24 protein-coding genes and 1 pseudogene are annotated in these 19778 nt (G+C 51.6%); 9 read left to right on the top strand and 16 right to left on the bottom strand.

From position 1 onward, the window contains the following. Positions 1-156 precede the first annotated feature (156 nt). From yqaB to luxS, 4 genes are all read left to right on the top strand, one after another. Positions 157-723, top strand: a complete 567-nt coding sequence (gene yqaB / locus CKQ54_RS21475; RefSeq protein ID WP_120163542.1) for a fructose-1-phosphate/6-phosphogluconate phosphatase — start codon at positions 157-159, stop codon at positions 721-723. Continuing rightward, a complete protein-coding gene (locus CKQ54_RS21470; RefSeq protein WP_112286852.1) occupies positions 720-1148 on the top strand; it encodes a YqaA family protein in 429 nt (142 codons plus the stop codon). The genes yqaB and CKQ54_RS21470 overlap by 4 nt, the downstream gene beginning before the upstream one ends. A gap of 85 nt (positions 1149-1233) precedes the next feature. After that, the gene (gene gshA, locus CKQ54_RS21465; RefSeq protein WP_120163568.1) at positions 1234-2805 is read left to right on the top strand and encodes a glutamate--cysteine ligase; all 1572 of its coding nucleotides are present in this window, start codon (positions 1234-1236) and stop codon (positions 2803-2805) included. 174 nt (positions 2806-2979) lie between these two features. Continuing rightward, a complete protein-coding gene (gene luxS, locus CKQ54_RS21460) occupies positions 2980-3495 on the top strand; it encodes an S-ribosylhomocysteine lyase (RefSeq protein WP_112286851.1) in 516 nt (171 codons plus the stop codon). 69 nt (positions 3496-3564) lie between these two features. On the opposite strand, the gene CKQ54_RS21455 is transcribed toward luxS, so the two are convergent. Together CKQ54_RS21455 and CKQ54_RS21450 are read right to left on the bottom strand one after the other, a co-directional pair. Continuing rightward, a complete protein-coding gene (locus CKQ54_RS21455) occupies positions 3565-4854 on the bottom strand; it encodes an HlyC/CorC family transporter (protein WP_120163543.1) in 1290 nt (429 codons plus the stop codon). A gap of 16 nt (positions 4855-4870) precedes the next feature. After that, positions 4871-5662, bottom strand: coding sequence for a cytochrome C assembly family protein (locus CKQ54_RS21450; protein WP_013574033.1), 792 nt, complete (start codon positions 5660-5662; stop codon positions 4871-4873). Between the two features lie 164 nt (positions 5663-5826). Here CKQ54_RS21450 and ffh point away from each other — a divergent pair, with 164 nt between their 5' ends. The 5 genes from ffh (at position 5827) to rplS (ending at position 9419) form a co-directional block, all read left to right on the top strand. After that, the gene (gene ffh / locus CKQ54_RS21445) at positions 5827-7188 is read left to right on the top strand and encodes a signal recognition particle protein (RefSeq protein WP_120163544.1); all 1362 of its coding nucleotides are present in this window, start codon (positions 5827-5829) and stop codon (positions 7186-7188) included. Between the two features lie 178 nt (positions 7189-7366). Next, positions 7367-7615, top strand: coding sequence for a 30S ribosomal protein S16 (gene rpsP, locus CKQ54_RS21440; protein ID WP_056772785.1), 249 nt, complete (start codon positions 7367-7369; stop codon positions 7613-7615). Between the two features lie 18 nt (positions 7616-7633). Then, positions 7634-8182 (top strand): ribosome maturation factor RimM, encoded by a 549-nt coding sequence (gene rimM / locus CKQ54_RS21435; protein WP_013574036.1) that lies wholly within the window; start codon positions 7634-7636, stop codon positions 8180-8182. Positions 8183-8249: 67 nt separating this feature from the next. Next, positions 8250-9023, top strand: coding sequence for a tRNA (guanosine(37)-N1)-methyltransferase TrmD (gene trmD, locus CKQ54_RS21430; RefSeq protein ID WP_013574037.1), 774 nt, complete (start codon positions 8250-8252; stop codon positions 9021-9023). A 48-nt stretch (positions 9024-9071) separates the two neighbouring features. Continuing rightward, entirely contained in the window at positions 9072-9419 is a 348-nt protein-coding gene (gene rplS / locus CKQ54_RS21425; RefSeq protein ID WP_095923499.1) for a 50S ribosomal protein L19, read from the top strand. 92 nt (positions 9420-9511) lie between these two features. On the opposite strand, the gene CKQ54_RS21420 is transcribed toward rplS, so the two are convergent. The 14 genes and pseudogenes from CKQ54_RS21420 to CKQ54_RS21355 all read right to left on the bottom strand — a co-directional run bounded on the left by CKQ54_RS21420 (position 9512) and on the right by CKQ54_RS21355 (position 19734). Beyond that, positions 9512-9691 carry an ogr/Delta-like zinc finger family protein gene (locus tag CKQ54_RS21420; protein ID WP_120163545.1) on the bottom strand — a complete coding sequence of 60 codons (180 nt, stop codon included), beginning with the start codon at positions 9689-9691 and terminating at the stop codon, positions 9512-9514. A gap of 71 nt (positions 9692-9762) precedes the next feature. Further along, positions 9763-10836: a contractile injection system protein, VgrG/Pvc8 family gene (locus CKQ54_RS21415; protein ID WP_120163546.1), complete on the bottom strand. Its 1074-nt coding sequence runs from the start codon at positions 10834-10836 to the stop codon at positions 9763-9765. 2 nt (positions 10837-10838) lie between these two features. Then, positions 10839-11309, bottom strand: coding sequence for a phage tail protein (locus CKQ54_RS21410; RefSeq protein ID WP_120163547.1), 471 nt, complete (start codon positions 11307-11309; stop codon positions 10839-10841). Beyond that, complete coding sequence (locus CKQ54_RS21405; RefSeq protein ID WP_120163548.1) at positions 11306-12934, bottom strand: phage tail tape measure protein; 1629 nt, start codon at positions 12932-12934, stop codon at positions 11306-11308. Before CKQ54_RS21405 ends, CKQ54_RS21410 begins: the two co-directional genes overlap by 4 nt. Beyond that, on the bottom strand, positions 12927-13061 hold the full coding sequence (locus CKQ54_RS21400) for a GpE family phage tail protein (protein WP_013574043.1): 135 nt from the start codon (positions 13059-13061) through the stop codon (positions 12927-12929). Before CKQ54_RS21400 ends, CKQ54_RS21405 begins: the two co-directional genes overlap by 8 nt. A gap of 20 nt (positions 13062-13081) precedes the next feature. Beyond that, positions 13082-13369: a phage tail assembly protein gene (locus CKQ54_RS21395; RefSeq protein WP_120163549.1), complete on the bottom strand. Its 288-nt coding sequence runs from the start codon at positions 13367-13369 to the stop codon at positions 13082-13084. 59 nt (positions 13370-13428) lie between these two features. Then, on the bottom strand, positions 13429-13938 hold the full coding sequence (locus tag CKQ54_RS21390; RefSeq protein WP_013574045.1) for a phage major tail tube protein: 510 nt from the start codon (positions 13936-13938) through the stop codon (positions 13429-13431). Between the two features lie 14 nt (positions 13939-13952). After that, on the bottom strand, positions 13953-15122 hold the full coding sequence (locus CKQ54_RS21385) for a phage tail sheath protein (RefSeq protein ID WP_120163550.1): 1170 nt from the start codon (positions 15120-15122) through the stop codon (positions 13953-13955). Positions 15123-15261: 139 nt separating this feature from the next. Further along, on the bottom strand, positions 15262-15807 hold the full coding sequence (locus CKQ54_RS21380; RefSeq protein WP_120163551.1) for a tail fiber assembly protein: 546 nt from the start codon (positions 15805-15807) through the stop codon (positions 15262-15264). A gap of 875 nt (positions 15808-16682) precedes the next feature. Further along, positions 16683-17300 (bottom strand): annotated as a pseudogene (locus tag CKQ54_RS25860) (phage tail protein); the annotation flags it as partial. An 11-nt stretch (positions 17301-17311) separates the two neighbouring features. After that, complete coding sequence (locus CKQ54_RS21370) at positions 17312-17839, bottom strand: phage tail protein I (protein ID WP_120163553.1); 528 nt, start codon at positions 17837-17839, stop codon at positions 17312-17314. Next, positions 17832-18740, bottom strand: a complete 909-nt coding sequence (locus tag CKQ54_RS21365) for a baseplate assembly protein (RefSeq protein ID WP_120163554.1) — start codon at positions 18738-18740, stop codon at positions 17832-17834. The genes CKQ54_RS21370 and CKQ54_RS21365 overlap by 8 nt, the downstream gene beginning before the upstream one ends. Positions 18741-18745: 5 nt before the next feature. Further along, complete coding sequence (locus CKQ54_RS21360; RefSeq protein ID WP_112290622.1) at positions 18746-19096, bottom strand: GPW/gp25 family protein; 351 nt, start codon at positions 19094-19096, stop codon at positions 18746-18748. After that, the gene (locus tag CKQ54_RS21355) at positions 19093-19734 is read right to left on the bottom strand and encodes a phage baseplate assembly protein V (RefSeq protein ID WP_120163555.1); all 642 of its coding nucleotides are present in this window, start codon (positions 19732-19734) and stop codon (positions 19093-19095) included. The genes CKQ54_RS21360 and CKQ54_RS21355 overlap by 4 nt, the downstream gene beginning before the upstream one ends. Positions 19735-19778 lie beyond the last annotated feature (44 nt).

Below are 19778 nucleotides of genomic sequence, written 5' to 3'. Positions count from 1 at the left end.
GCTTTCCGGTTTTCACCTCTGTTTTCATCTCTTCCTTTTCATTTCCCTGACCTTTCCTACGTGTTCGGATGTGCTGTAGGTGTGCACAAAATGCGACTTTCGAAAGACTTTGCGATAAAGTAGTTTTCCTGTTTTTTCGTGCTCATGGAGCTTTCGATGTACGATCGATACGAAGGGCTAATATTTGATATGGATGGCACCATATTGGATACCGAACCGACGCACCGTAAGGCATGGCATCAGGTATTGACCAAATACAGCATGCAGTATGATGTCGAATCCATGGTTGCTCTGAATGGTTCTCCGACCTGGCGCATCGCGAAGTTTGTGATCGACAGTAATCACGTTGAGATGGATCCCCATCTTCTGGCGGCTGAGAAAACGGCAGCGGTTCAGGAAATGTTGCTGGATACCGTCCGTCCTTTGCCACTGATTGATGTCGTGAAGGCCTATCATGGTCGCCGGCCAATGGCGGTAGGGACGGGCAGTGAGCACTGGATGGCGGATGCTCTGTTGCGACATTTAGGCCTGCGTGATTGCTTCGATGCGATAGTGGGCGCCAATGACGTGCAGAACCACAAACCTGCGCCTGACACTTTTTTGCGTTGCGCTGAGTTAATCGGCGTACCTCCCGAAAAATGCGTTGTGTTTGAAGATGCAGATTTCGGTATTGAGGCGGCGAAACGCGCCAATATGGCTTTTGTGGACGTGCGCACGCTGTGAGCAGCGCCGTGGCGCTGGCTTCCTTATTCGGCAGCAGCTTTTTAAGTGCCACACTTTTGCCTGGAAATTCAGAAGTTTTATTAGTGGCTTTATTGTCAGCTGGCAGCGCAATGCCAGCGGCACTGGTTTTGTCTGCAACTGTTGGCAATACCTTAGGTGGCATAACCAACGTCATCATCGGACGCTTTCTGCCACAGCTTAAACCTCAGCGTGGGCTCCACGTTGCACAGGGTTGGTTAAAGCGCTTTGGACCGGCAGCTTTATTGCTGAGCTGGTTACCGGTGATAGGTGATGTGTTATGCGTGTTAGCAGGTTGGCTGCGAATGCCGTGGGGGTCTGTGGTTTTTTTCATGCTTATTGGAAAAGCGGTGCGTTACATCCTTTTGACGGTTGTGACGCTGCAGGGGCTCTCATGGTTCGGTTAGATTGGCATCAGCTATCAATTATGGTCACATCTATGCAGACTCAGTATGCTTGCAAATTAATGGTTTCACCGAGCGGGAGGTCAATTTGATCCCGGATGTATCTCAGGCGCTTTCCTGGCTGGAAGCCCACCCTCAGGCATTAAAAGGTATTCGTCGCGGTATTGAGCGTGAAACGTTGCGGGTCAATCCCGATGGTTCATTAGCGACAACCGGCCACCCGGAATCTTTAGGTGCGGCACTGACGCATCGCTGGATAACCACCGACTTTGCTGAAGCCTTATTAGAATTTATTACGCCCGTCGATGACAACATCGAACATCTGATGGCGTTCCTGCGTGACATTCATCGTCACGTAGCCCGTGAGCTCGGTGACGAGCGCATGTGGCCATTCAGCATGCCGTGCTTTATCGAGTCCGGACAGGATATCGAGCTGGCGCAGTACGGTTCATCTAACGCCGGGCGCTTTAAAACGCTTTATCGTGAAGGCCTGAAAAACCGTTATGGCGCGCTGATGCAGGTAATTTCCGGCATCCATTACAACTTCTCGCTGCCGCTGAGTTTCTGGCAGGAAAAGCTGGGCGTGACAGATGCTGAAAGCGGTAAAGAAGCAATTTCTGCGGGTTATTTCAAACTCATCCGCAATTATTATCGCTTTGGCTGGGTGATCCCTTATCTGTTCGGTGCGTCGCCTGCGATCTGTTCTTCATTCCTGAAAGGGCGTGAAACAGATTTGCCGTTTGAATATACCGAATCGGGATTGTGCTATCTGCCGTATGCGACATCGTTGCGTCTGAGTGATTTGGGTTACACCAATAAATCACAAAGCAATCTGGGCATTACCTTCAATGACCTGACCACCTACGTTCAGGGTGTGAAGAAAGCGATTCGTACCCCGTCTGCTGAATATGCGGAAATGGGTGTGCAGAAGGACGGGAAATATCTGCAACTGAACACCAATGTGTTACAGATTGAGAACGAACTTTATGCGCCAATTCGTCCTAAGCGTGTCACCAAATCCGGTGAAACACCTTCTGATGCCCTGATGCGCAGCGGGATCGAATACATTGAGGTCCGTTCGCTGGATGTCAATCCGTTCTCTCCGGTGGGTATTGATGCCACTCAGGCGCGTTTCCTGGATCTGTTTTTGGTATGGTGTGCGTTAGCCGATGCCCCGGAAATGAACAGCGATGAGCTGCTCTGTACGCGTAAGAACTGGAACCGGGTGATCCTGGAAGGGCGCAAACCGGGTCAGACGATCGGTATGGGGTGTCACGATGAACGCCAGCCGTTAGCTAAAGTGGGTAATGAGTTATTTGCTGATTTGAATCGTGTGGCTCAGGTCATGGATAACCAGAACGGCGATACCCTTTATCAGGACGTCTGCAAAGAGCTGGTTGCTGCGTTTGATGATCCTGAGCTGACTTACTCGGCACGTATCCTGAAAGAGCTGAAAAAGCAGGGCGTCGGTAATCTCGGGCTGGAACTGGCGGAGAAGTATCGTCAGATGCTGGTCAGTGAGCCGCTGGAAGTATTAGATGCCAGCGCATTAATGGCTGAGCAGGACGGTTCATGGCAGCGTCAGCGCGCACTGGAAGCGGCGGATAAGCTAAGCTTTGAAGAATACCTGGCTGCGAATGCAGGCAGTAGCGTTGAGTAGAAAGTAGCGTTGAGTAGAAAAGAAAAAGGCCACAATCAATGTGGCCAAATAAACATCTCTGTTTACAGGGATGATGATAACAAATGCGCGTCTTTCACTAATTAAGACCCGCATGCTGGGAAAAGGTTTCCTGAGTTCGTAAAAAAAATTAATTTATTTAGGAGAGGTGACGATATGCCACTGTTGGATAGCTTTACCGTAGACCATACCCGTATGGCAGCACCTGCTGTTCGCGTCGCAAAAACCATGCATACCCCGCACGGCGATACCATTACTGTGTTCGATCTGCGCTTCTGCCGCCCGAACCTTGAAGTGATGCCAGAGCGTGGTATTCATACTCTTGAGCACCTGTTTGCAGGGTTCATGCGTAACCACCTGAACGGTAGCGGTGTTGAGATCATCGATATTTCTCCGATGGGTTGCCGCACAGGTTTCTACATGAGCCTGATCGGTGTGCCAGAAGAGCAACGCGTGGCGGATGCCTGGAAAGCGGCGATGGCGGATGTTCTGAAGGTAAAAGAACAGCGTCAGATCCCTGAGCTGAATGAATATCAGTGCGGTACTTTCGAGATGCATTCCCTGAAAGAAGCACAGGAAATCGCGCAGCACATTCTCGACCATGACGTTGTGGTAAACCATAACGACGAACTGGCTCTGCCGAAAGAAAAACTGTCCGAGCTGCACATCTAGTTTTGATGTGTTCCAAAGACAAAAAAGACGCGATGTTCGCGTCTTTTTTTATGCCTGAACTTCAGAAGGTTAGTGCTGGTTTACAGTGTTTTTCAGCGGCTGTAACGGACGAACCTGCACCTGTTTGATCATATTGTCCTGCACATCAAGAACCTCAACCTCATAGTCTTCAATGCGCAAACTGGTACCGATGTTAGGAATTTCTTCCAGTACTTCCAGCAGCATGCCGTTGATGGTGCGGGGGCCGTCTTCCGGGAGATGCCAGTTAAAGGCTTTGTTCAGCTCACGGACGTTCGCACTGCCTTCAATCAACACAGAACCGTCGCTTTGCGGCGTGACTTCTTCGGCAAGCGTGGGTGACATAGACGTGGTGAAGTCACCGACGATCTCTTCGAGGATATCTTCGACGGTAACCAGCCCCTGAATATCACCGTATTCATCCACCACGATGCCCACTTTCTTTTTGTTGCGCTGGAATTTCACTAACTGAATGTTCAGCGGCGTGCCTTCCGGGATGTAATAAATTTCGTCGGCGGCACGCAGCAGGTTTTCTTTGGTGAACTCTTTTTTCTCGGTCATCAGACGATAGGCTTCACGCAGGCGCAGCATACCAATCGCATCGTCGAGTGAATCACGATAAAGCACGATGCGGCCATGCGGCGAGTGCGTCAGCTGGCGGATGATCGACTTCCAGTCATCGTTGATATCAATACCGACGATTTCATTGCGCGGCACCATGATGTCGTCCACTGTCACTTTTTCCAGATCCAGCACGGAAAGCAGCATGTCCTGATTGCGACGGGAGATGTTCGAGCGTGATTCGTTAACGATGGTTCGCAGCTCTTCTTTACTCACCGCATCGCTGAGGCTGGTGGTGGTTTTGATGCCGCACATTCTCATCAGCAAACGCGAGAGGCTGTTGAGGATCCACACCAGTGGCATCATGATTTTTTGCAGCGGACGCAACAAAATGCTGCTCGGGAACGCGATGCGTTCAGGATTTAGCGCGGCAAATGTTTTTGGCAACACTTCAGCAAACAGCAGGACGACAAACGTCAGCACACCGGTGGCAATCGCCACACCGGCATCACCGTAAAGACGAATGCCCACAATTGTTGCCAGAGCGGAAGCAAGGATGTTGACCAGGTTGTTGCCGATGAGCACGAGGCTTATCAGCTGGTCCGGGCGTTTTAACAGCTTTTCGACGCGGCGTGCCCCGCGGTTACCCTGTTTGGCCAGGTGACGTAACCGGTAACGGTTGAGTGTCATCATACCGGTTTCGGAGGCTGAAAAATAAGCCGAAACCACCACCATGATGATCAATGTGATGATCAGGGTTGTTGTCGAGACGTGCTCCAACGGGTATTCCTTTTAATTAATGAACCATGATTTGCTGGATCAGGCGGCTGCCGAAATAGGCAAGAGTAAGCAGGATGGCGCCTGCCATGCTGAACCATACCACGCGGCGGCCACGCCAGCCTTCGTGATAATGGCCCCATAACAGGACGATATAAACGAACCATGCCAGTATCGATAAGACGGCCTTGTCGATATTTTCCGGGCTGAACAGGTTGTTCAGGTACAGCAATCCGGTGCACAGCGTCAGCGTCAGTAAGATCACGCCAATCTGGGTGATGTGAAACAGCTTACGCTCGATGCTCATCAGCGGCGGCATGTCGGCTGTAAACGTCAGGCGTTTATTCTTCAGCTGGTAATCCAGCCACGCCAGTTGCAACGCGTAAAGTGCGGCGATCATCAACGTAGCATAAGAGAACAGCGCCAGACCGATGTGCACCAGTAAGCCTTTGCTTTCTTCCAGATGCGTGATGAATTCGCCCGGAAGAAAGGTGACGAATGCCAGATTGATCAGCGAGAAGCTGTAAACAATCGGTAACACAAACCAGCCGCGGTTGCGTGATGCCACGATGGTCATCACCGTGCCGATGATTAAGCTGACCACAGAGCCGATGTTCACCAGGCTGAGATTCTGGCCGGTGCTGACATCGAAAATACGCTGCTGCAATGCCACCGCGTGGCAGACAAGCGCTACCACAACAGAAATCAGTGCTAAACGCCGGTATGCGCTGTTCTTCCGGATGATGCTCGGAATGATCAGTGCAAGGCTGAGCAGATAGGCCAACATGGCGACGAGAGCAAAAACTGACATAGCGTTTCAGTAGCATCGAAAAGTGAATGAGAACCGCAGTATAACGTTACCGGCGTCACGCTCCAACCTATCTGAGATGCCAAAGCAGAGATCGTCCGCGCTTCGTGTTATAATCCCGCAATTACGTCGCAAAAGCGGCCTGTCATAACGTTGAGCAAGAGACGATGTTTGAGAATTTAAGCGATCGATTGTCGCGCACACTGCGCAATATCAGCGGCCGCGGGCGGCTGACCGAAGAAAATATTAAAGAAACATTACGTGAAGTGCGTATGGCATTACTGGAAGCGGACGTTGCGCTGCCGGTGGTTCGCGACTTCATCAACCGGGTTAAAGAGAGCGCCGTTGGCGTTGAGGTCAATAAGAGCCTCACACCGGGTCAGGAATTCGTCAAAATTGTCCAGAAAGAGCTGGAAACCGCGATGGGCGAGGCGAACACCGAGCTTAACTTAGCGGCGCAGCCGCCGGCTGTGGTTCTGATGGCGGGTTTACAAGGCGCCGGTAAAACCACCAGCGTCGGTAAACTGGCGAAATTCCTGAAAGAGAAGAAAAAGAAAAAAGTACTGGTGGTGTCTGCCGACGTTTATCGCCCTGCGGCGATCAAACAGCTGGAAACCCTGGCACAACAAGTTGAAGTGGATTTCTTTGCGTCTGATGCGCAGGAAAAGCCGGTTGATATCGTCACCCGCGCCCTGCAGCAGGCCAAACTGAAATTCTACGACGTTCTGATTGTCGATACCGCCGGCCGTTTACACGTCGACGAAGCGATGATGGACGAAATCAAACAGGTTCACGCCGCGATTAATCCGGTTGAAACGCTGTTTGTTGTCGATGCCATGACCGGTCAGGATGCCGCGAATACCGCGAAAGCGTTTAATGAAGCGCTGCCGCTCACCGGTGTTATCCTGACCAAAATCGACGGTGATGCGCGTGGCGGTGCTGCACTGTCGATTCGTCACATCACCGGCAAACCGATCAAATTCCTGGGTATGGGTGAAAAAACCGATGCTCTGGAGCCGTTCCATCCGGATCGTATCGCTTCGCGTATTTTGGGTATGGGCGACGTTCTCTCTCTTATCGAAGACATTGAGAGCAAAGTTGACCGTGCGCAGGCTGAAAAGCTGGCCAGCAAACTCAAGAAAGGCGACGGCTTTGACCTGACCGATTTCCTCGAGCAGCTCAAGCAAATGCGTAATATGGGCGGCATGGCGAGTATGATGAGCAAACTGCCGGGTGTCGGTCAGTTGCCGGATAACGTCAAATCCCAGATGGATGACAAAGTGCTGGTGCGCATGGAAGCGATCATCAACTCGATGACGCACAAAGAGCGCGCCAAGCCAGAAATTATTAAAGGTTCCCGTAAACGCCGCATCGCGGTGGGTTCCGGCATGCAGGTGCAGGACGTCAACCGCTTACTGAAGCAGTTCGACGATATGCAGCGCATGATGAAGAAAATGAAGAATGGCGGCATGGCGAAAATGATGCGTGGCATGAAGGGTATGATGCCACCAGGTTTCCCGGGCCGTTAATCGACATCACTGTCTATATATCAGCCACATAGGCGGCTCATGCAAATTGCGGGCTAGGCTATCTACGCTTTAGATTGCTTTTTGCGCCAAAATGAGTAAAATTTTCGGGCTTTTTATATTGCAACCAGACCCCGTTCCCCGATGGGGTCTGGTTGTTTTATTAACTAAAGAGGATGTTATGGTAACAATTCGTTTAGCACGTGGCGGCGCAAAAAAGCGTCCGTTTTATCAAGTAGTAGTGACCGACAGCCGCAACGCTCGTGACGGTCGTTTCATCGAACGCGTAGGTTTCTTCAACCCATTGGCTTCTGGCCAGGCTGAAGCTCTGCGTCTGGACCTGGATCGTGTTGCCCATTGGGTAGATCTGGGTGCAACCGTTTCTGATCGCGTTTCTGCGCTGATCAAAGACGCTAAGAAAGCAGCTTAATCTGTCGCGGTGGTGGCAATGAGCAAGCAATCCAATCCAGTGGTACCCGCTGAGCCGTTAGTACTCGGCAAAATGGGTTCAACATACGGCATTCGTGGTTGGCTCAGAGTGTTTTCATCCACCGAAGACGCTGAAAGCATCTTCGATTACCAGCCGTGGTTTATCCAGCGTGCCGGTAAGTGGCAAGTTGTCGAGCTGGAAGGCTGGAAACGCCACACTCAGGACCTGATCATCAAAGTCAAAGGCGTTGATGACCGGGATGCAGCGAATCTTCTGACCAATTGCGAAATTGTCGTCGATTCAAAGCAACTGCCTCCACTGGAAGACGGTGACTACTACTGGAAAGACCTTTTTGGTTGCCAGGTAGTGACAACTTCCGGTTACGAACTGGGCAAAATCATCGATATGATGGAAACCGGTTCTAACGATGTGATGGTAGTTAAAGCCAACCTGAAAGATGCCTTCGGACTCAAGGAGCGGTTGATTCCGTTCCTCGATGGGCAGGTTATCAAGAAAGTCGATCTCGCTACTCGCACTGTTGAAGTAGATTGGGATCCTGGTTTTTGACCTCCGTAGTGTTTATACACGTAAACAAGGTCTGGTTGAGCGGTCAAACATTTGGAAGGGGTAGGCTATGTGGATCGGTATAATTAGCCTGTTTCCTGAAATGTTCCGCGCAATTACGGATTACGGGGTAACTGGCCGGGCAGTTAAGAATGGCCTGTTGAGCGTAAATTGCTGGAGTCCTCGTGACTTCGCATACGATCGACATCGTACCGTGGATGAGCGCCCTTACGGCGGTGGTCCCGGAATGCTGATGATGGTGCAACCCTTACGGGAAGCGATTCATGCAGCAAAAGCAGCGGCAGGCGAAGGTGTGAAAGTGATTTATCTTTCACCTCAGGGTCGCAAACTGGATCAAACCGGTGTTTGCGAACTGGCGGCTCATCAGAAAATCATTCTGGTTTGTGGCCGTTATGAAGGGATTGATGAGCGCATAATCAAAACCGAAATTGATGAAGAATGGTCAATTGGCGATTATGTTCTCAGCGGTGGAGAGTTACCCGCAATGACTCTGATTGATTCAGTATCCCGCTTTATACCGGGCGTTCTGGGTCGTCAGGCTTCAGCAGAAGAAGATTCTTTCGCTGACGGATTGTTGGATTGCCCCCACTATACCCGCCCTGAAGTGCTGGAAGGCATGGAGGTACCGCCGGTTTTACTGTCGGGAAACCACGCTGATATACGTCGCTGGCGCCTGAAACAGTCGCTGGGTCGAACCTGGCTTAGAAGACCTGAACTTCTGGAAAACCTAGCTCTGACTGACGAGCAAGAGGTGTTGCTGAGAGAGTTCCAAAAGGAACATCGGCTCAGTCAACAAAACTATGAAGGGAACGCCAAAGCGTAACGCGAGGCCGTCCCGATATATCAGTTTACCTAGGGTAAGAGACATATTATGAGCAATATCATTAAGCAAATCGAACAAGAGCAGATGAAGCAAGACGTACCTGCTTTCCGTCCAGGTGATTCCCTGGAAATTAAGGTATGGGTCGTTGAAGGTTCTAAAAAGCGTCTGCAGGCATTCGAGGGCGTGGTTATCGCTATTCGTAACCGCGGTCTGCACTCTGCATTCACTGTTCGCAAAATTTCTAACGGCGAAGGTGTTGAGCGTGTATTCCAGACTCACTCCCCAGTAATCGACAGCATTACTGTTAAACGTCGTGGTGCCGTTCGTAAAGCTAAACTGTACTACCTGCGTGAGCGTACTGGTAAGTCTGCACGTATCAAAGAACGTCTGGGCTAAGGTATCGCTAACGCGACATCTACTAGTTAATATAGAACAAGGGGTTAGCCATCGGCTAACCCCTTTTTTTTGCATCCGTGCCTGCAAAATAACTATGCAGCGGATGGCTGGGTACCGGGTTTTGAGATAACCCGGGCGACCGATTCGTGCGTGGCAAAGGTGCAGCTGCATTCGATATTCTGACACTGATGATAGCGTTCTTTCGTTGATTCACTCAGATAACGGCTTGAACGTGTATGGGCTACTTTTCCACAAAGCGGGCAATGCATCATAAAAACCTCCGGCATGACAGGTAAGCAATGGAGTCATTATGAAACCTGAACCTTGCAAAAGCAAGTTGTGATTATGATATTGAAGATAGGTAAGTGATATCTGCAACATACGGTTTCAGGTTTAATGTGGTCGTGAACCCTTTCTCATTCATCTCGTGTACAGCAGAATCAATCACCCAGTTCTGGCTGTCGATCACGTCTTTAAATCCCTGCACATTCACCGGCGTTTGTGCGCTGAGATCGGCGCGTCCCAATGCCAGCCGGATGCTGAAAGACGCAGAATCATTCTGAATCTGATAAAACACGGCATCTGCTGCGCGCCTTGCGGTCTCTTCATCAGGAAAGATTTTAGACAGTTGCAGAATATTATCGCCTGAGCCTGCGGTATAACTCTTTTCTCCTGAGTTTTTCAACGCCACATTGCTGGTGGTCGCCTTTTGGAGATCGTGCCACTGTGCCTTCACGCCTGTGTAAGCCTTCTTGTCCATCATCTGATAGTTGTGATTATCGCCATCACTGCGGACAATTGTTTTCCAGGGAATAGTCTGCCCGGAAGCAGTCCTGCCGGTGCCAGCTTTAAAAAACAAGATTGCGCCGTTTTTGACAGTCACCTGCGCACCATAGCTTTGTGCCAGACGGGTGATGAAGTAGCTGTCAGTCTCAGCTGTCTGGTCGATATGTGGGATCTTAATGCTATCGAGTTCCTGAGGGATAACCGGCAGATCCAATTTATTTCGGCTCGATATGATGCGCACAATGGCGCCCAGCGTGTAATCGTCATAAGACTGGCTGAGTTTGGTGGTAAACGAACCGCGGAAATCTGCGCTGCGGGCAGTGACTACGATTCTGTCTGGTGAACCTGAATAAACCACGGTATCTACCGTGAAATAGCCGCAGTCATAAAGCGCCTGTTTCGACCATCCCAGATGCAGATGCAAAACGGCACCGCGAACAGGCATCTGTAATTGTCCGTCGCTGTCGTCGAAGGTTAAATTCAAGGTGTCCGCGGTAAAACCGCTGTTATCCGTGACGGATAGACTGATGATCCGATCCGAGATGTTTTCTTCCAGCACCTTATTTTTTATCACCAGGGTGAACACTGGCGCGATGCGCGCCCCCACGGGTAACTGAAGATCAGTAAGCATGTTCAGACTCCGCTTGCGAAATTGCTGATGGTTGAGCTGGCTTTGTTATACAAACCTTCGGCCTGAGTCAGCAAATCACCGAACATGGCGGCCTGCGACTCATCGACGCGGGTCAGGTTGAGCGTAAAATTAATACTTCGCGCCTGGCCGCTGGAATTAAACTCAGCATTGTCATTGGCAATATTTTTGATGACATACATGCCATAAATCGTGCCGCTGCCTTCAATCAACGGCCATGCACGGCCGGAGTCGGCCATGCTCTGTAGTACCTGTAAATAGCGCATACCGCCGGTCATTTCAGGCAATAATTGCCCGGTAATTTTTACCGTTTCCTCACCCAATCCGAGAAATTGCGAAACGGGACGCTGTCCGAAACGCGCGTTCGTGCCCCAGCCATAATTCACCTGACGGGATGTATTCTGATAAGGCAGCGTGCTCAATTTAAATACAAATAAACCCAGCGACATCATCATGAGTAAATCCCTCCGTTGTTGTACTGGCTGAGAAGATTGTTGGTATCGTTCCATTTCTGCTGGTTTATTGAATCTTCAATCCAGGTTCTGATCTGGTTATGATCTGTCTCCGGTGTGGCCGTGAAGCTTAAGTTCACGGTCGTCGCCCGGTTATCCGTCAGGGTATTCGCTACGGAAGTTTTAGCGGGCTGATACAGGCTCAGCGTGCCGCCCGTCGGAGAAATGCTCTCCACCGGCGCTGCCGGAATACCCTGACTTTCGGCATCGTCATTGCCAAAAATCGCATCCCAACCTTTTTTCGCCCAGCTGAAGACTTCACCTATTTGAGAAACCGCTTTATTAAGCGTGACGAAAATCTCTGCAATTGCTTCCCCGACCACTTTGCCAATATTGGTGAAGCCGCTCAGGGTATCCTGACTGAATTTTATCGGTTCAAACAAATCGGTAACCCATCCCAGCGCGGTTCTGAAAGGTGTAAACGCAGCAGTTATTGGTCCCATTACCGAGCTAAATCCTTCAATCACTCCGCCAACAAACGCACTGATCGGCTCCCAAAGTTTCACTACGGCGATACCGATACCGGCGATCAACGCGATCACGGGCAGCAGCGGAAGTCCGATGGCGGCAAAGGCGGTGGCAATAACGCCGCCGGTGCCGGTAAAAATGGTTCCAAGCAGTCCGGCGCCTGCCATCAGCATATTGATACCGCTCAGTACCGGCGCGATAGTCATGCCGAGCGCACCCATTCCGCCGACAATGCCCGTGATGCCTAATGCCAGACCGAGCAGGGAATTCACCAGCACCGGATTATCAGTGATCCAGGTATTGATCGTGCCCAGCCAGCTGGTGGCCGTTTGCGTCAGTTCTCGCAGGGCGGCAGTTTGCCCGTCGAAAAGGTTGATACGGATAGTGTCCCAGGTGGCAAAAAGCTTAGTGATATCACCGTCAAGGTTGTCGCCTTTCACAATCACCGCCATCTGTGCCGCAGGCGTTGTGCCATTCAGTGCTGCCGGTGTTTGTTCCAGAACCTGATCGGCATTCATTCCGTTTTTAGCGAGTGTCTGCTGTTTAGCGACCACTTCCGCCGGTGAATGACCGGCTGCCGCCATCGACAGACTTTGCTGCCGTAAAGCGGCAACATGCGGATCGCCATTTTTCAGACCGAGAACCGACTGCACTTCTGCCAGTCCGGCTTCCAGAGCTGCACCTGGTTTAAGAAAGTTTTGTGCCAGCGCCAGTTTCGGTTGTGCAAAGGAAAAGGCAGACGAGCTAATATTTTTTAACTGGTCAATTTTCAGTTCACGATTTTTATATTGCTGCCCGATTTCCAGCCCTCGTTGTTCCATTTGCATCGGGCGTTGCTGGCGCAGCTTTTCTGCCGACTGGCTGGCCACCGCTTTTTTCAGACCGGAAAATGCCTGCGTTTCGTTTTCGCTGTCCGCGGCGAAAAGCGACTTTTCAAACTGGAGGGAAGCGTCAGTGATATCTTCTGAGAAGACGCTGAATAACGTCTTCCCGGGCAGTGTCAGCAGGTTGTTTCTGACCTTGTCAGTTTCGGCCCTGAAGGCGGCCAGATCCTGATTTATTTTTTCCAGCGTATGAGGTAACTGTTCGAGATTACTCATCTGTTTTTACTCCGCTGCGTTGCAGTGCCTTATGTCGCCAGTTCAGCAGATCGGTGAGTGACATGCCGTCCATCTCAGACGGCGGCCAGTGAAATATCACCGCGATATCTGCCATCAGGTCATCCACGGTGAGGCGGGGCGCAATACTTACACCACCGGTTTCGGCGATAAAAAACCAATCACCTTGCCTGCGAGCGCAATCAGATCCGGCAGCTCCAGGCGCGAGCACTCTTCTTTGGTCAGGTTCGGAGAGGTGATGCGCGGTAAAATGGTGATCAGCGCGTCCACATCCGCGTTCGCCAGTGCCGCAAGACCGATACCGCGTAAGCTGCCCGCAGTGGGTCTGGTGACCTGAACTTCGGTGATTTCCATTTCGCCGCGTTTGAGCGGAACATCGAGGATCACGGTATTGTCATTAATGTCAGTCGGGTTCATGTGTTTTCCTGCTTGAGTGGGAAATGAAGCCGGCAATGACTGCCGGCTTTGGGAGGGAATTACAGGCCGAGTGCGGTACGGTGTTCCGCCAGACGGTCAACGCCGTTGACGACTTCGACCATATTGACGGTGTCGATCTCAATCAGCTCTTTGCCGTCGATGGTCAGTTTGAAATATGTACACTGGGTGGTGACTTTGGTTTCAGTGTCTTCACCCTGTTTGTACTCACCGAAATCAAACTCTTTGTGACGGCCGCGCATCATCACTTCGACCGCGGAAACATCACCGGTATCGTCACGCTGCAGCGAACCGGCAAAACGCAGTGGAATATCAGATGTGCTGCCCCATTGCTGCAGAACCAGCTCATCCAGACCGCCGATGGACCATTCCAGCGTCAGCGCATCGTCGTCCAGACCGAAGTCCACCGCGACCGAACCGCTCATGCCGCCGCCACGATAGTTTTGCAGTTTGCGGGTGAGTTTCGGCAGCGTCAGCGAAGAGACCAGACCGAGGTAGCTGTTCCCGTCATTAAACAGGTTCAGGTATTTCAATTTCTTAGGAAGTGCCATGAGTCATTGTCTCCTTAGCTGTTAATGGACGCGGCAAAGTTCACCAGGTAAGAGTCGGTGATACGCTGGCGCAGGGTCAGATCTTCCAGTGGAGGAACCGGGGTGTAGTCGTAATCGATATACAGTTTGCCGGCTTTCAGGGTTTCCGCTGTGTTTGCGGTTTCGTCGTACCAGCAGTCACCGTCAATGATGTAACCCGCTGATTTCATTTCGCGCATTTTGGCTTTGATGCCGTCGATCATGTCGCGAACCAGTGAGGGCGTCATTGGTTTATCGACCGCCCACATATGCGCTTCTGCCATGGTATCGGCCAGCACTTGCGCGGTACGGGTGTAGTTTTCAAACAGGAACAACGTGTCATCGCTGCAGGTACGGTTGCCCCAGAAACGGAAGCCGTCTTTGCGAACCAGCGTGGTGACACAGGCTTCGTTCAGCAGATCGGCGTCGGTGCCGGTCGCCTGCAAATCCCAGAAGACGCTGGCTGAAAGGCCGGTCACACCGTTCACGCCGACGTTTGACAGGGTTTTATGCCAGCCGGTTTCCTGGTCGATTTTGGCGCGTAAGCCCAGAGCACGAGCAGTGGCATAAGCGATATCCGACTGGCTGGTGGTGGTATTCCAGTTAATAAAGTCCGGCCAGATCAGCATCAGTTCGCGCTGACTGAAGTTCTCGCGGTATTTAATCGCATCGGAAATGGTTTTTGCGCCATAGACGCCGACATAACCAAAGGCACGCAGCTGCTGGCAAACTCCTGCCAGCGCGGTTGCGACTGCCTGATTATCCAGACCAGGAACGCCGAGAATGCGTGGTTTAACGCCAAGCTCAGCCTGAGCAGAAAGCAGCGCTTTCATGCCGGTATAACGGCCATTGGCATCAGAACCGCCGATGATATTACTGGTGGTCTCAGCCTCATCTTCGCCCGTGGCAACACGCACCACGACTGTAACCGGTTTACACTGGTCAGCAATCGCCAGAAGCGCTGCGCGCAACGTGCCGCTGGTGCCTGCTTTACCGCTGGCGGCCAGAACATCAGTGATCAGGACCGGAGTATTCAAAGGAAAAACGGTCGCATCCGCATCTTCTGCGGTACAAACCATGCCTATAATTGCTGTGGAAACGGTAGAAATAACGCGGGTGCCGTCGTTGATTTCAACAACACGTACGCCGTGATGATAATCAGCCATCAGGTTGACTCTCTCTGTTGTGGGTGGTGAAGCAAGGATGCCGGTTCGCAACAGAAAGCGCATTTCATCAGGGGCGTGGGGGCGGTGGCACAACAGCGGGGGGAATCAGATAATAAAAAAGCCCCCGAAGGGGCTGGAGTCAGGCCGGAATTTCAGGCCAGGTGATGTCTGGGGCGATTGAAAGATCCAGCCGGTTAAGTGCAACGCGATAGGTTTTCCAGGCTTTGAGCAAGGTAATTTCTTCATCGCTGGCATCATCAATATCAACGGCATCCTGCAATGGCGTTATAATTTCGTTAGCTGCGGTCATCAATAAATTACGTTTGATTACCGCATGCTCAATGAGCTCTTCGCTTGTAAAAATACGTTCGGTAATTTTCTCTCCATCAAAGATCCATTTCCCACTATTGCTACGACTTTCAAACTTTTCCGGGACCACATTAACTTCCGCCAGGAAAAAAGATTGAGGCCACAGGGTGCTTGCATCGTAACTTGCTGAGTTTATTAATCCCATTTGATCGAAAGTGATCTTTAAAGTTTCCGAAGCTAGTTGTTTCTGCAGTTCGTACCAGTCGTTTCCCTTTGGGTCTTCAAGGAACATGATGCTGTGCGAATCAGCGAGCAATTTTTCAGCTTCATTGATATTTTCTTTTAATTCAAATGGGCCATAAATTTTATTTTTCATGCGTAACCTACTGTATACCAGTTACCGTTAACGGCTTTTTGTAATGGTCGCAGACGAATCCAATAGTTTGAACTCCCTGCATCTTTGAAAGATGTCATGACCCCGCCAGCCATACGTTCATTGTTACCACGCTCCTGAAATTCCGTGGATGTCCCCAGTCTGATGTCACTGACATAATTGTTTGCAACCCAACTATAGGTTGCCAGTTGTACAACTTCAGAGGTGGTCGAGTGCCGCATATAAGGGGCTTGTACATTGCCAACAATAAAACCTGCAACACTGCAAGTATCTTGCGCAATTGCATTAATGGCAGCCGGGGTCGGCGGATTATTTGAGCTATAAACCCGAACACCGCCGTTGGATTCATAGAGCGCCCCTACAGCAACAATATTTCCATTAGCGTGAATTTCCCCCGGGCTACTGAAACCACCGTTGTTAGAATCGAAAAACCATGCTGTAGATCCCCCGTTATCACCAACAACATGTATTACAGCACTGGGAAAATGAGCATCACCAGCGGTGTATGCACCAAAACTGACGGATGCCGCGTAGCCGTATGTTTGGGTTTGGACGATCCCTTTAAGAAAAGGAGAATAATTACTTACACCAGCGGGGACTGCGTATCCGTAAGGGATCAGGAACGGTGCAAAAGGTTGCGAATATTGGGTTGCAAAGCCACCGACTCCCTCCCATGTTCCTGGTTTAATCTTGTAACGGGATGCATTTTCCAGATATCCCACATTGCCGCCTGTTGCAGGCACTGCACCCACATTACCAGCTGACAAGTTAATATCCGCCGTACCATCAAATGCTACACCGGCTATTTTCCTTGCCGTCGCCAGCTTAGTCGCGGCAACAGCTGTTCCGCCGGAGGGTAAGCGCCCGTTTGCATTATCATTCGCAGCTTTCACCGCTTTTGGCGTTGCCGCCAGAACTTCGCTTGTGCTGTCCACCGCGCTGCTCAGCTGCACAAAACCTTTTGCGGTCAGCGTACCGTCGGGGTGACGCCGTGAGGCTTCATGTTCTGCCAGCAGATTATTGACGTATTCTTCGGTCGCAATAATCAGGGTGTCGTCAATGGTCAGGCTGACCGCATCGGTATCTGTGACGGTTAATACCATGCGCAGGGTTTGTGTCCGGCCGGAACCCTCCTCCAGCGTGGGTTTATAGCTGTCGGCCATATTACTGACGGCAATGAGTTCTCCTTCTGCAGAAAACAGTCCCATCTCACGCATCCAGAAACCGCCGACTTCTGCCGGGATAATGGCTTCGGCAATAATCCAGTTGGCATTTTTGTTGTCGATTTTGATGGAGTTCAGTTTCAGACGGTAGGTTTCATGAACCAGTGCCGTCTGCCCCACAGCGGGCTCAGTTGCGTTGCCATTACCATCACCGACTGCCAGATGGGTAATATTGACGTCTTTTCCGCTTTCGATGGCTGACGCAATGCGCGCCTGCCCGAGAGTGGTGACGACGGATTTAAATTTGCTCATAAGATTCCTTATCAGTCCGGATAAACAGTGAGTATTTCTGCGTCATACATTGCCGCGGCGAGATAGACGGTGCCGGGAATATCCTGAGTAATCGTCAGTCCGATCAGATGACGGCTGGCGGGTTTCGCATCATCAATTAGTCGCTCCATTTCTTCGTACATGGCTTCGTCAATCCCGGAATCGAGAACACCGATGTCGAGTTTGAACGTGCCAGGCGGGTCATTGGTTTCCCACCATTCGGTGACGTTAATGACATAACCGAGAGGCTCGACCACGCGTTTGATGGCGCTGATGGTGCCTTTATGCTGATGAATGAACCAGGCAGACTGAATCACGCTGCGTTTTGTCGCCGTTGGCCATTCGCTGTCCCAGCGGTCGACAGAAAGTGCCCATGCCAGATAAGGTAAAAATTTGGCGGGGCAGGTCTGCGGATTCCATAATGTTTTTAGCGGGACATTCACACGAGCCAGTTCAGCGCAGGCTTCTGCGGCTGCCAGTTCCAGCGCGGAAGAACCACTGGGCAGCAACCTGTTACTCATCGGAGCCTCCGACGGTAATCACGTAATTTGTGCAGTAAGAGGCTTGCGTGCTGTCGAGCACAATGTCAGCGGCCGGTTTAGCAAGCTCCACACGCTGGACACCTTCGACATGCAGCGCCGCATAGATGGCCGAAAGCCGGATATCGCGTCCCAGACGATGCTGATCGCTGATATAAGATTTCAACTTTTCTTCGGCTGCTAGGGTGATAGGTTCAGACTCAGGCCCCGGAAACAGGTAGAGCGTGGCATCAATCTCATAGGGGACGACGCTGGCAGACTGAACCAGAACACGGTCGGCAACAGGCCGGACATTTTCGTCGTTCAGCGCGATACGAACTTTCGTTAACAGGTCTTCCGGAGCGATACCATCGGCTTCACGCGACAGTACAGAAATGGTGACATTCGCTGGAGACGGGCTGATAACCGAGATGTCCGCCACCCGGCCATCGGCAGACAAACCGTGGAACTCGTATGACCCGGACGGACCGGCAACGCTCATTCCTTCAAAGGCCTGCGGAATTCGGGTGCGGAAATCTGCATCACTTTCCATGACAGCTGCGACTGGCGGAACTTTGGTGTTATCAGCAGGCGTCAGCACCAGTCGTTGTACGCCATTGTTCGCCGCCAGCTGATCCAGATCGCTACCCGTCGCATACGCCACCATTACCGCGCGGGCGGATTCATTGACGCGCTGGCGCAGGATCAGTTCGCGGTAAGCGTTCTCCTGCAACAGCTTGACCAGCGGTTCGGATTCCAGCGTCAGTGTCCGGCTGATGGCTTCCTGCTGGTCGGCGGGATAGAGTGAAATCAGCGTCGTTTTACGTTCTTCAAGCAGGGTTTCATAATCCAGTTGTTCGACCACATCGGGGGCCGGTAACTGGCTCAAATCGATCGTTGCCATAAGTGTCAGCTCACAGGAATATTCAGGGAAAAATCCGTCGCCGTATCGTTACGGCTTCCGGTCAGTTCAATCACCATCTTGCCGTCGTAGCCGGTGTCAAAAGTGATAGCAGTCAGTGAAACGCGGGGTTCCCACTGCAACAGGGCGGTGTAACACACGGCCATCATCTGTAGCCGCAGGGCGCCGTTTTGCGGCTGGTCAATCAGCTCCGAAAGCAGCGAGCCGTAATTACGGCGCATCACTCTTGAGCCCACCGGCGTATTCAAAATATCGCTGACGGACTGGCGAATATGGTCGAGATCTTCGATAGCCAGACCGCTATTTCTGTCCATCCCCAGGTATTTCGGATTGCTCATTGCGGGCCTCCTGTCTGACCGCCACCGGTCTGAACACCGCTGTGGCGATGGGTATGCACAACGATGCCGTTGGATGTCAGGCTGCCGCCGCTATGGATTAAGTTGCCGGTCAGCGTGCCACCTTGTTTCACTTCAAGGGATCCGGTGGTCAGCTTGCTTGTGCAAACTACTTCCGGCGTGTCCAGCGTGATGCGGGTGCTGGCGGTGCAGCGGATTTCGGGCGCTGTTACCTCAACTTTCTGCGATGCGTTGATGACTGCGGTTTTAATTCCCGTCACTTTCAAAGTGCTTTGTGCCGGTTCATATTCAAAAACGGCGCCGTCCGGGAAGGCCAGATGAAGGGCATCTGGCGAAACCGATGGCGCGGGTGAGGCATCGGAGAAAACGGCGGGTAAGACGAACGCCGTATTCAGTTCGCCGCCCATCGAGAGCAGCAAAACCTGCTCGCCGACGGAAGGCGCCCACCAGCTGCGCGTGCGGCCAGCGCGGTGCGTCATCCACGGCAGCCACGCCGTTACGTTGCTGCCCGTCGCGACGCGGCAACGTGCGTTGGCCAAATCCAGTTCAGAGACGTTGCCGATGCGCACCAGATTGCCAATCAGCCGCATTATGTCGTTGAGTTGAAGAGTCGTATTCATGGGATAAAGGATGCCGTTTCAGAGGGTTGAGCGACAACCGGTGA

Origin of the sequence: Rahnella variigena, assembly GCF_003610915.1 — a bacterium.
GTDB classification, from domain to species: Bacteria; Pseudomonadota; Gammaproteobacteria; order Enterobacterales; family Enterobacteriaceae; genus Rahnella; species Rahnella variigena.
This window is presented reverse-complemented; position numbering and strand designations above follow the sequence as displayed.

What these genes read in the sequence shown, in the direction of transcription:
- rimM (WP_013574036.1), top strand. Translation starts at nt 7,634, where the DNA reads ATGAGCAAGCAATCCAATCCAGTGGTACCCGCTGAGCCGTTAGTACTC.
- CKQ54_RS21390 (WP_013574045.1), bottom strand. Translation starts at nt 13,938, where the DNA reads ATGGCACTTCCTAAGAAATTGAAATACCTGAACCTGTTTAATGACGGG.
- CKQ54_RS21420 (WP_120163545.1), bottom strand. Translation starts at nt 9,691, where the DNA reads ATGATGCATTGCCCGCTTTGTGGAAAAGTAGCCCATACACGTTCAAGC.
- CKQ54_RS21370 (WP_120163553.1), bottom strand. Translation starts at nt 17,839, where the DNA reads ATGAGTAACAGGTTGCTGCCCAGTGGTTCTTCCGCGCTGGAACTGGCA.
- rpsP (WP_056772785.1), top strand. Translation starts at nt 7,367, where the DNA reads ATGGTAACAATTCGTTTAGCACGTGGCGGCGCAAAAAAGCGTCCGTTT.
- CKQ54_RS21415 (WP_120163546.1), bottom strand. Translation starts at nt 10,836, where the DNA reads ATGCTTACTGATCTTCAGTTACCCGTGGGGGCGCGCATCGCGCCAGTG.
- CKQ54_RS21385 (WP_120163550.1), bottom strand. Translation starts at nt 15,122, where the DNA reads ATGGCTGATTATCATCACGGCGTACGTGTTGTTGAAATCAACGACGGC.
- CKQ54_RS21360 (WP_112290622.1), bottom strand. Translation starts at nt 19,096, where the DNA reads ATGAGCAATCCGAAATACCTGGGGATGGACAGAAATAGCGGTCTGGCT.
- trmD (WP_013574037.1), top strand. Translation starts at nt 8,250, where the DNA reads ATGTGGATCGGTATAATTAGCCTGTTTCCTGAAATGTTCCGCGCAATT.
- CKQ54_RS21355 (WP_120163555.1), bottom strand. Translation starts at nt 19,734, where the DNA reads ATGAATACGACTCTTCAACTCAACGACATAATGCGGCTGATTGGCAAT.
- CKQ54_RS21365 (WP_120163554.1), bottom strand. Translation starts at nt 18,740, where the DNA reads ATGGCAACGATCGATTTGAGCCAGTTACCGGCCCCCGATGTGGTCGAA.
- yqaB (WP_120163542.1), top strand. Translation starts at nt 157, where the DNA reads ATGTACGATCGATACGAAGGGCTAATATTTGATATGGATGGCACCATA.
- CKQ54_RS21410 (WP_120163547.1), bottom strand. Translation starts at nt 11,309, where the DNA reads ATGATGATGTCGCTGGGTTTATTTGTATTTAAATTGAGCACGCTGCCT.
- rplS (WP_095923499.1), top strand. Translation starts at nt 9,072, where the DNA reads ATGAGCAATATCATTAAGCAAATCGAACAAGAGCAGATGAAGCAAGAC.
- CKQ54_RS21380 (WP_120163551.1), bottom strand. Translation starts at nt 15,807, where the DNA reads ATGAAAAATAAAATTTATGGCCCATTTGAATTAAAAGAAAATATCAAT.
- luxS (WP_112286851.1), top strand. Translation starts at nt 2,980, where the DNA reads ATGCCACTGTTGGATAGCTTTACCGTAGACCATACCCGTATGGCAGCA.
- CKQ54_RS21395 (WP_120163549.1), bottom strand. Translation starts at nt 13,369, where the DNA reads ATGAACCCGACTGACATTAATGACAATACCGTGATCCTCGATGTTCCG.
- ffh (WP_120163544.1), top strand. Translation starts at nt 5,827, where the DNA reads ATGTTTGAGAATTTAAGCGATCGATTGTCGCGCACACTGCGCAATATC.
- CKQ54_RS21450 (WP_013574033.1), bottom strand. Translation starts at nt 5,662, where the DNA reads ATGTCAGTTTTTGCTCTCGTCGCCATGTTGGCCTATCTGCTCAGCCTT.
- CKQ54_RS21405 (WP_120163548.1), bottom strand. Translation starts at nt 12,934, where the DNA reads ATGAGTAATCTCGAACAGTTACCTCATACGCTGGAAAAAATAAATCAG.